The organism is Halomonas sp. 3D7M, assembly GCF_014897885.1.
Taxonomy (GTDB): domain Bacteria; phylum Pseudomonadota; class Gammaproteobacteria; order Pseudomonadales; family Halomonadaceae; genus Vreelandella.
Window position 1 is genome coordinate 1 of the sequence record NZ_JABUZF010000025.1, and the last position, 10,231, is coordinate 10,231.

At 51.6% G+C, this 10,231-nt stretch carries 10 protein-coding genes, 1 tRNA gene and 3 pseudogenes; 7 read left to right on the forward strand and 7 right to left on the reverse strand.

Annotated features, from left to right (window positions below):
* Positions 1-21: 21 nt before the first annotated feature.
* Entirely contained in the window at positions 22-207 is a 186-nt protein-coding gene (locus INT22_RS00495; protein ID WP_226912298.1) for a CAP domain-containing protein, read from the forward strand.
* Positions 208-213: 6 nt separating this feature from the next.
* Here the strand turns inward: INT22_RS00495 and INT22_RS00500 are convergent, their stop codons facing one another.
* Positions 214-693: a CreA family protein gene (locus INT22_RS00500; RefSeq protein ID WP_193067476.1), complete on the reverse strand. Its 480-nt coding sequence runs from the start codon at positions 691-693 to the stop codon at positions 214-216.
* Between the two features lie 405 nt (positions 694-1,098).
* Between INT22_RS00500 and INT22_RS21965 the strand changes: the two are divergent.
* The 6 genes and pseudogenes from INT22_RS21965 to INT22_RS00530 form a co-directional block, all read left to right on the forward strand.
* A pseudogene (locus tag INT22_RS21965) lies at positions 1,099-1,365 on the forward strand (transposase); the annotation flags it as partial.
* Positions 1,366-1,604: 239 nt separating this feature from the next.
* Complete coding sequence (locus tag INT22_RS00510; protein WP_193060294.1) at positions 1,605-2,177, forward strand: LemA family protein; 573 nt, start codon at positions 1,605-1,607, stop codon at positions 2,175-2,177.
* The gene (locus tag INT22_RS00515) at positions 2,174-3,229 is read left to right on the forward strand and encodes a DUF3137 domain-containing protein (RefSeq protein WP_193060295.1); all 1,056 of its coding nucleotides are present in this window, start codon (positions 2,174-2,176) and stop codon (positions 3,227-3,229) included. The genes INT22_RS00510 and INT22_RS00515 overlap by 4 nt, the downstream gene beginning before the upstream one ends.
* A gap of 361 nt (positions 3,230-3,590) precedes the next feature.
* Positions 3,591-4,065 (forward strand): annotated as a pseudogene (locus INT22_RS20125) (transposase); the annotation flags it as partial.
* Between the two features lie 681 nt (positions 4,066-4,746).
* A complete protein-coding gene (locus INT22_RS21970; RefSeq protein ID WP_442311303.1) occupies positions 4,747-5,502 on the forward strand; it encodes a reverse transcriptase/maturase family protein in 756 nt (251 codons plus the stop codon).
* Positions 5,503-5,740: 238 nt separating this feature from the next.
* Positions 5,741-6,089 (forward strand): annotated as a pseudogene (locus INT22_RS00530) (integrase core domain-containing protein); the annotation flags it as partial.
* Here INT22_RS00530 and INT22_RS00535 read toward each other — a convergent pair.
* The 6 genes from INT22_RS00535 to INT22_RS20130 form a co-directional block, all read right to left on the reverse strand.
* Positions 6,017-6,448, reverse strand: a complete 432-nt coding sequence (locus INT22_RS00535; protein ID WP_301398609.1) for a tyrosine-type recombinase/integrase — start codon at positions 6,446-6,448, stop codon at positions 6,017-6,019. The pseudogene INT22_RS00530 and the gene INT22_RS00535 overlap by 73 nt on opposite strands.
* Position 6,449: 1 nt before the next feature.
* Positions 6,450-6,656, reverse strand: coding sequence for an Arm DNA-binding domain-containing protein (locus tag INT22_RS21975; RefSeq protein ID WP_442311304.1), 207 nt, complete (start codon positions 6,654-6,656; stop codon positions 6,450-6,452).
* A gap of 122 nt (positions 6,657-6,778) precedes the next feature.
* Positions 6,779-6,855 (reverse strand) — tRNA-Arg (locus INT22_RS00540).
* 50 nt (positions 6,856-6,905) lie between these two features.
* Positions 6,906-7,853, reverse strand: coding sequence for an AEC family transporter (locus INT22_RS00545; protein ID WP_095603246.1), 948 nt, complete (start codon positions 7,851-7,853; stop codon positions 6,906-6,908).
* Between the two features lie 115 nt (positions 7,854-7,968).
* On the reverse strand, positions 7,969-9,966 hold the full coding sequence (locus tag INT22_RS00550) for a sensor domain-containing diguanylate cyclase (protein ID WP_193067477.1): 1,998 nt from the start codon (positions 9,964-9,966) through the stop codon (positions 7,969-7,971).
* A 7-nt stretch (positions 9,967-9,973) separates the two neighbouring features.
* Positions 9,974-10,231: hypothetical protein (locus INT22_RS20130; protein ID WP_226912299.1), on the reverse strand; the 258-nt coding region annotated here is incomplete at its 5' end.

Consider the following 10,231-nt stretch of genomic DNA (forward strand, 5'->3'; position numbering starts at 1 on the left):
CATGGCTACACGTGGTAAGCCATGGATGAAAATATTGCTGCTGGGCATACATCTGTCGCCGCCGTGGTAAACGGCTGGTTAGAGAGCCTCGGCCATTGCCGCAATATGATGAATGGCACCTTCACCGAAATGGGCATGGCCAAGGCCAGCAATGCTGATTCGCGCTATACCACCTTTTGGACACAGATGCTGGGGAACCCCCGCTAGCCCTTCTTAAAACCCACCGTAATGGACCGCTGAAATCGCGTTCTTTGGCGAACCATCCACCAGCTTGGTGCTGTAAGTTAAGTACACAAAGGTTTCGGTTTCAGCATCGTGCATGCGCACCACGCGCATATTCTTAAACAACGCAGAACGGCGCTGGTTAAAGACGACCTCTTGCTCGTCTACCTCGTCAGGGTCGAAGACGATCTCTCCCGTTTGCCGACAAGCCACGCTGGCCTCGCTAGCTTCCTCAGCAAGCCCTACCGCACCTGAAATCCCGCCCACCTGAGAGTAGGAAAGATAGCAGGAAATCCCCTGTACTTTTGGGTCGTCAAAGCGCTCCACTTCAATCGTACTGTTCGGGCCGATCAACCTAAACTCCGTTCGCACGCTGCCAATATGGGCATCCTGCGCCAAAAGCGCAGTAGGCAGCAGTAACGAAGACATCATCACAATTGACGTAATGCCAATAACGGGTTGGAAACGCATAGCAATGTCCTTAGCAGGTGCAGCAGAAACGGCAAACCAAGAGCATACCTGTTACAGACAGAGCCGGGGCAGTCAAGAAAGGTTTAATATCGGAATGGAAAGCGGTGGCAAAGGAAGGCCGAAGTGGGGATTATGGCATAATTCTAAAAAATCATTCAATATCATAAATTTAAGGATGATATTAAAAACACCCCTGACTTCAGTGATAATACGGCCATCTTCAACCGCACAGGATTCAGCACTGCCATGGATCAGATCACTTTCTCCGAAGCCGAATACCAGAATAAGAAGCAAAGACCCGCCGCTAAATATTTCTGAAGCGGATGGACAGGCTGACCCCCTGGAAGCTGTTGGAGAAGTAAGGTAGTCCGTTATTATCCCAAAGGCGGGAGCGGGCGGCCGTCGTATCCGCTGACTGTCATGCCTCGCGTCCACTGCATGCAAGTGTTCTACAACTTGAGTGATCCGACCATGGAAGATGCTCTCTATGAGATCGAGTCTATGCACCACCTCGCCGGCTTAAAACTGGATCGATTGCCGGACGAGACGTCGCTTCTCAAGTTCCGTCATTGCGCGAGAAATACCTGGGGGAGTAGGGTTACTGCGCCTGTTTTCCACTCAATGAGTGGGAAACAGGCGAATATAGACAAAGAACGGGAGAAAAGTGTCTGACTTTTCGATTGTCCAACAGCGCACGTGAGAGTTGACAAGTACTGGCAGTTATTCAGATCTTCCCTAGGAAAGCACCTGAGAAAGCCAGAAAATGTTCGCTGACGTGGCGTTCGAGCCACATCGATAGCGACTGTTCAGCGGTTTCCTAGAGTCGATTGGCAGATGATCACACAAATAATCAAGTTAACTTGTAGTACCATGCAGTCTTCCCCACACTGCGCATTATAAGGAACGTTGTAATGAATTGGGTTATCTTGGCTGTCATAGCTGCTTTAATTTTACTTTACTTTTGGTATGCCGCTATTGTTTCTCGACGTAACGCGGCTCAGGAAGCTTTTTCAGGGATTGATGTCCAGTTGAAGAAACGCACCGACCTGATCCCCAATATTTTGAAAATTGCCGCTCGCTTCATGGAGCACGAGAAGACACTACTCACTGACATTACTCAACTGCGCACGGAAGTGTTAAAAGCGGCAAAGGCAAACGACCGCGAAGGCGCCGAGAAGAGATTCGAGTTAGAGGCGGCTCTGGAAGACAAACTGTCGGGACTAATGGTGGCGGTTGAAAACTACCCCGACCTTAAGTCTCACACCAACATGCTGGAAGCTCAGCGAGCATATGCGGATGTAGAGGAGCATATCTCAGCCGCTCGACGTAGCTACAATGCCGCGGGACGCCGGTTCAAGGATGCCATCCAGATCTTTCCGGGGACATTGATTGCGAAGGTAATGGGCTTAGAGCCCTTGCCGTTCTTCGAGGCATCTAAAACCGATCGCGCACCGGTCAACGCTGACCATTATCTCAGCTCATGAGTATTCTGAAGACATTTTTTCAGGCTGGTGAGGCGCTCAAGCAGCTAGGCAGCGGGACGGCCTTCCAGCACCCTGAGATAACGACCGAGTTATCCGACGACATCCGCGCGACGATAGAACGAGATGTCTTACCATTGCTAGAACCACTAGAGCAGTTCAGGCTGGAAAAGCTGGCGAGCAAGACACGTCGCAAGACTTTGTTTCGGCGCCTTGGCTGGTTGCTTTGGTTGCCATCGCTAGCGCTAGACCTCTTCATGCTGGTGTCTGGCGAACCTACGCTCTACACCCTGTTTGTAGTCGGCGGACTGGGCGCCTGGGTTGTCTACCCGGAGCTGCAGTACACGCGGCACTACAAACAAAAGCTTATCCCGGTACTACTCCAAGCCTTTGGCGATCACACCTACGACAAAGATGGTTGTATAGACCTAGAAGCCGTCAAGTCATTCGATATTTTGCCGCGTTTTTCGAGTAAGAGCAGTGAAGACTACATCAGTGGCAACATCGCAGGCGTCCAGTTTGAGTTCTGTGAGTTAAAGCTCAAACGCCGCGGCAGAAAATCAAATACCACAGTTCATGGTGGCGGAGCGCTTCTCATCGTCATGCCCTTCCAATTTACTGGATATACTGTGGTAGATACCGACTACGGCAAGGTTGGCAACCGCCTGGTATCACCACTGGCCAAATCCAGAGTAGCGCTGGAAAACCCAATGTTCGAGGACCGTTTCGAGGTCTACGGTTCTGACCAGCAGTACGCCCGCTATCTTCTGTCACCGAGTTTAATGGAGCGTATTATTGCTCTCGATGAGCTGTTCCGAGCTCGGGCCAAGGGCACGGGAATTACCTGCGAGTTCCGAGACAATAAGGCCCTATTCATGCTGTCCTATTTCGGCGACTTGCTAGATGTGGCAGATATTGACGTTTCTGCCTATGACTTGGACAAGATGCCACTGCTAGAACAGGAACTGGCCATGATCACAGATATTATTCAGCAACTAAAACTTGACTCTCTCGCTGCCAGGAATGTCGCAAGTACACGCTTGGCCGAAGGATAATGGCAACTCTGACATTTTCCCTCGACAGCGTCAGAAAGGGGCGCAGGTGGACATTAAACAGGCCAGAAGGTACGTAAAGTAGTGACAAAGAATCCAGTAAGCCCATCAGAAGGCGGCTGGCAAGGCCACCTACGGCGAGCAGTAAGACAAATAATATCAGCCCCAATAAAAAAGGACGGACACCCAATGCCTTAAGCTTCTCGAAACGAGTTTCGAACCCCAGTGCAGCCATAGCCATGGTTAACGCCATCTGTCCTGCCAATACTAGATTTTGTACCTTTCACAGTCGTAGGTTGTAGTGGTTCAATAAAACCGGACACCAACGTAGGTGGTAATATTGCCACCCTAAGCGAGGTGTCTGATGACTAAGAAACGACGTACTTTTTCGCCTGAATTTAAGCAGGAAGCTGCCAGCCTGGTACTAGATCAGGGGTACAGCTATCCCCAAGCTTGTACCTCGTTGGGTGTCAGAGAAAGCGTTGGGTCCACCAGCTTGCGGACGAGCGTCAGGGGGTAACGCCACAGGGTAATGCGTTAACTCCAGAACAGCAGCGTATTCAGGAGCTTGAGGCTCGCTGCAAACGCCTTGAGATGGAAAAAACCAGCCTAAAAAAGACCACTGCTCTCTTGATGTCGGACGACATGAATCGTATGCGCTGATAGACCAGTTGAGTGAGCAAATGCCTGTTGAAATGGTCTGTAACGCGTTTGATATTAGCCGCTCCAGTTACTACGAGTACCGCCAGCGGCGGGACCGCGTGGATGTTGAGCGTTTGGTCTTAAAGGCTCAGGTAAGCCGCCTTTTCAAAAAGAGTCGCAGCTCAGCTGGCAGCCGCTGTCGAACGAAGAAGTTCGAACAGGTAAGTCGGACGTCGGGACAGCAGTATCCCTCACAGGCGGGACTGCTGCTGCCTGTCAACTTGCGGCAAGCAAGGATAAAAGAGTGCATTGGGCAGCCTCCTCAGCATGTTGAAGTCCAGATAGGTGAACCGGGGAAAGTCAATATCGGATGCCAAGGGGGCATGACCCCGAAGCCGAATTGACTGGCGGAGCTCCCGTAGTGGTCCGCGATGGGGAAAGCCCATCACATGGCAAAGGGGAGCAGTTTAAACGTGTTTGCCAAGCAAACTACCTGACCAAACAAGGTGAAGACCTTTGATAATCAGCGAAATGCAACGCAAGCTAGCGACTTGGACAACAGCCGACTCCGATCGCCGAGTGGATCGGTTGTTGCGCCTGATAGCACAGCCTGACTGGCTAGCAGAAGCGGCTCGGATCACCCTATCTTCCAAAGGGTCACATACGCCTGGGATAGACGGGGAGGTCAAGCTGACTGCGCAGGCCAGACTGCCGGCTATTCTTCAACAAATCAGGAATGATTTACTCTCCGATGCCTATAGCCCGTCACCGGTCCGAAGGGTCTATATCCCGAAGGCCAACGGCAAGCAACGGCCACTGGGTATCCCGACCTTGCGCGACCGTATCGTTCAACGGGCCATGGTAATGGCAATGGAGCCGTGTGGGAAAGTGACTTTCATACGCTCTCCTACGGGTTCCGGCCGGAACAAAGCGTTCATCACGCCATCCGCACAGTGAAACTGCAACTGACGGATAATAAAGTAACGCGTGGACGCTGGGTCATCGAAGGGGACCTGTCCAGCTACTTCGATACCGTGCACCACCGGCTGCTGATGAAAGCTGTACGCCGCAGAATCAGGGATCGACGCTTCCTGAATCTTCTCTGGCGATTCATCAAAGCCGGCCAGATTGATGCAGGGCTCTTTCGGGCCGCCAGTGAAGGCGTGCCCCAGGGCGGTGTTCTATCACCGCTGCTGCCGAACATCATGTTGCATGAATTCGATCAGCACCTGAACCAGCGCTACCTTGGCAAAAAGGCCCGGAAAGATCGGTGGTACTGGAACCATAGTATCCAGATCGGTCGAAGCTCAGCCATCCGAGAGAACCGGCAATGGAAGCCAGCTGTCGCCTACTGCCGCTATGCCGATGACTTCGTCGTTATCGGCAAGGGCACTAAAGCTCAGGCAGAAGCGATCAGAGAAGAATGCCGGGAAATGCTGGAAGGAACTCTCAAGCTGACACTGAACATGGAGAAAACCAAAATTACCCATGTGAACGACGGCTTCGTGTTCCTGGGCCATCGCATCATCCGCAAGCGGAGCCGCTATGGAGGCATGCGGGTGGTGACGACGATCCCCCAGGATAAGGCCCGTAACTTTGCGGCATCTTTAACCGCCAAGCTGTCAGGCAATTAATGCCCCAGTCTCGGGTCAAAGTAAGACCTGGGTGCTGTATGGCAAAACCAATCAGGGGTTACTCGGTGGAGCTATTCTTCACCGACTCGTCGGTCATGGGAAGAAGCGATTCCGATGGCGTCTCCCGGAGGGTAATCCCTACCTGAGGACTGAGCCCAGAAACACTTGGACCTCTCGCTTTCCTGAAGTCGCGATGGCACTTGCCAACGCTTAAACGGCCGGATGCAGGTCTTGTTGTGAAAGCGCTGGATCACAACGTGGTCAGCCAAAGAGCGTTATGTTCCATTCCGATAGGGTAGTCAGTATGCCAGCCGCAAGTTCCGCCAAAGACTTTGGCGCTATCGTATGAAACAAAGCATGAGCCGACGTGGCAACTGCTGGGACACTCGCCGATGGAAAGGCTGTTCCGGAGTCTGAAATCGGAGTGGATACCGGCGCTGGGATATCGAAATCTACCTGAGGCCAGGAAAGACGTTAGTGGCTATCTGATGGGTTACTACAACCAGCAGCGCCCTCACTCATTTAACGATGGCATGCCTCCCGTTGTGGCTGAGGAAAATCTTAAATTACTGTTCGGGATTAGTTGACCGCTACAATCGCGACAAAAGGCGTGCAGGCGGCGTCTCTGTTCGAATTTCCCTAAATCTTCAAGCGTGCGCAGTATGCCTAGCCATTCGAGGGGCAGAATGCTTTCTATCGGCCGATTCCCTACTTTTGGGAACACATACATTTCAAGCACGCGCCTGCTGTCATTGGCACGCTTAGAACTCTCTTTCCAGCGCGGCACCATGGCAGCGTGCCACTCCATGGCCAGCACTTCAAAGGTGTTTTCAGTTGCATACTGTCGTTGGCGTTTGTCACTCTGCTTTTGCTCTACGGGGTCAATGCCTTGGGATATTAAACGTCTCATATCCGTCCGCTTTTCCCTTGCTTCGGCAAGGCGCACCTTAGGGTTGGCCAAGGCTGATCATGTTGCGTTTGCCGTTAGGGCGTGTGTAGCGCAAACGCCATCCACGGCTGCCGTTGGTTGAGATCCTAAGTGCTAATCCCATGCCATCTGAGAAGGTAATAATTTTCGTGCCGGGCTTAGTTGCGTTTATTTGTCGGATAGTTAGCGCCATGGCGGTATACCGAGTATTTCCGAATGAAGACATATACCGGAATGTATACCACTTGGCAGCGGGGTTTGGAAGGAACTGCGAGGAGCTAAAAAACAATGTATATCAGAGTATTATACTCTTTTTAGGCCTTCTCAGGACTTGCAAAGAACCCCCGTTGGCGTCCCTGGCAGGAGTCGAACCTGCGACCTGCCGCTTAGGAGGCGGCTGCTCTATCCTACTGAGCTACAGGGACTTGTGGGGCGCATAGTATAGCGTGTTGGTGAGTGTCAGCCAACCGCGCAGTTAAATCCATCCTAGCAGGCGCAGCACAAAGATACCGCTGGTGACGGTGACGCTGGCCATTAAGGTGGTTATGGCGATGATATTGGCGGCCAGCGCTACATTGCCGTTAATTGCTTTTACCATCACAAAGCTGGCGGCGGCAGTTGGGCTGGCGAAAAATAGAAATAACAGCCCGAGCTGCTCTCCAGAGAACCCCACCGCCCACGCTGCCAGCGTGGAAAGCAACGGCAGCACAATCATTTTCATACTACTGGCGCTTAATGCGATTTGGCTGCCGCTGCGCATGCTGGCAACCGAGAGTGTGGCGCCGACACAGATCAATGCTAGCGGTAACGTTAACGAGGCGAAGTAATCGCCTGAGGTAATCAGCCAACTGGGCAGTGGAATCGAAAATGCTGTGAATGGCAGCGCGGCGATCACAGAAATAATCAGTGGATTAGTGACGATATGCTTTAACAGGCTACGCCAATTTGTCGATTGCCCAGGTTGGTAGGCTGCCAGCGCCACTACCGAAAGTGCGTTATACATTACAATCACCACGCCAAGCAGCAGGCTACCGGCAGAAAGCCCGTAGTTACCGTACATTCCCGCCGCCAGTGCTAACCCTACGATGCCGCAGTTACCACGGAACGCGCCCTGAACATAAATACCGCGGTCGGCTTTAGGCACCCGATAGCTCGCCCATAGCCAACTGATCAGGAACTGGCCGAGTGTCGCGGCGGCAAAAAACAGCAGCAACGGCACATCTAATGCAACGCTTAAATCGGCTTTTATTAAACTCAAAAAAATCAGCGTGGGGAGCGTTGCTTTGAAGACGAGGGCTGACGCTGTAGAGACAAATTCTCTGTCGATCCACTTTAGGCGCTTTAAGCCGATACCGACGAACACCATGGCAAAAACAGGCAACGTGATATCCAGCGTGCGGGAAAATAGCTCAAGTAGGTTCACGAAAGCCCTCTCATTCGAATAAGCAGACGCTTATATTCTACTGTCAACCAAGGTTTGTCGACTAATGGGAATGAATAAGAGACGCAATATAGAAGGCGAACCCAAAGACCACGTGTTATTCAAATAACGACATTGGGTCTAGTGCCTTTGGCAGTTTGACCACCACACTGTCACGCCCATGCCCTTTGGCTTCGTAACTGGCGGCATCCGCTCGGGAAAGTGCCGCGTCGACGTTAGTGTCGGTCTCATCGAAGCTGGTCACGCCAATGCTCAACGTCACGGTGTACTCTTTACCGTTATGAACAACCGACACTTCGCCCACTGCTTGGCGTAGCGATTCAGCAATGCGTTGCGCCTGGCCTAAGGTACAACTTGGCAGCAACACCCCGAATTCATCACCACCTTGACGTGCCACGTGGTCACTGCGACGAACTTCCCATGCGACCACTTGGGCAATACGACGCAGCATTTCGTCCCCTAACGCATGCCCACCTTCATCGTTAATGGGCTTGAAGTGGTCAAGGTCGAACAATAGCAGCGCCGAGGGTGTGCTGGTTTTCTGAAAATCAGCAAACGCTTCTTCAAGACGACGCTCAAAACCTCGACGGTTGAGCAAGCCAGTTAATGGGTCATGCTCTGCTTCCCAGCGTTGAAGCGCTTCTTGCTCCCGGCGCTCGGTAATGTCTTTCACCACACCAACCAGACCAAGCGAATGCCCGCCCTGGGAAAGCATGACCACACGGGCGTGAACACCCAGCCATAGCATCTCTTTGTCACTGCGAATAAAGCGCAGCTGACGCATGTAATCATTGCCGGTTTTTAAGCTATGCACCCACATATCTTTCGCCCCGGAACGATCATCTATATGGATTTGCTCAAGCCAGGCTTCCATAGGCATATCAGATTCGATACCTAAAATGTCTAATAGCGCGGGGTTCATATAGGTAATGTTGCCGCCAAAGTCAGCCACAAACATTCCCTGGGGCGAGGCATTGAGCACCGAATCTAAAAATGCTTCACGCTCTTGGAGGTGCCCTACTAGCTGCTGACGCTCACCTTCAACACGATTAAAGGTGCTGGCTACTTGTTCGAGTTCTTGCATGTTGGTTGCAAGATCGACAGAAGAACGGCGACCGAGCCCCACTTCACCAATTTGTGTTTCCAAGCGATTTAATGGCATTAAAATGCGCGCTAGCAGCCACCACAAAAGGGGCATCATTAACACTGCAGCAACGCACCAAATCCACCATAGCTTATGGATAAAGCCAGATAGCGGTAACTGAGCTTGTTCAAGAGGCAAATAAAGCCCAACCACCCAGTTCGCAGGCCATACCTGGGCATAAGACTGAAGACCAATTCGACCATCAAGCAACATCCCAACGCCATCGCCCTGCCAACCATCGAGGGCTAAGTCCAACAGTGGAATAGCCGTCGCATCAAAGCTATCGTTATTAATTAGTGTTCTATTGGGGTGATATAACACTTGGCCAGAGGAAGTGGAAACCGCAGCATAACCTTCACTGCCTAGACGAATAGTAGCCAACCGTTTGAACAGCCCGCTGCTATCTAAACTAACCACCCCGCCAATGATGCCTCCGAACCGGCCTTCACTGTCTAATCGCGGCACGCTCACTAATATCATTGGCATGTCGCTTGCCCGACCAACAAACGGCTCACTGACATAAGGCCTGCGCGTGCCTTTCAGCATTTTATAATATTCAAGTTCTGCTGTTTCTAAGCCAACACGCCCCGCCACTGCTGGCCAGTCAGACACAACTTTTCCGTTGTGATCAGTGACAACAATAGCGTCAAACCACGCCAATAGTGCGTCGTTTTTGCGCAGCTCATAGCCAAGCCACCCAGGGTCGTTCGACATTCCAAGAATGTTGCTTAGTCGCTCTAGCGATTGAAAACGGTGGTCAATTTGCTGGGTTACTTCATCTGCAATCAGGTCAGCTTCGTAGCGCATGTGGGCCATATTAGCTTCTTGCACCATGGTTTTACCCACTTGCCAGGCCATTCCCAGCACCAAGCCAGCCAGCAACAGCAGCGCACACAAAAGCCCCAACAGTAGCCGGCCTTTTAAAGAACCAAGTATCAATCCACTAATCATCGATTTTTTAAGCATCAATCTTATAAAGATCGATGTTTTGCAGACAGGGGCCAGACGCACCGATCACCCTATACTTGTTGAAATTTACTGCCACTGCGTCCAATGAATCTGCCCCAATCGCGTTGTAAACCGATAACTTACCAAAATGGAATGAGAAGTGCGCGTTAGTGAAATTCAACGTGGCTGTTTTTTTGAGATGTATCATTATGTAACGAAAAACCCTCTTACCGTAAGACCACTTTAGCCCGGATTTCTCACAGGGTAT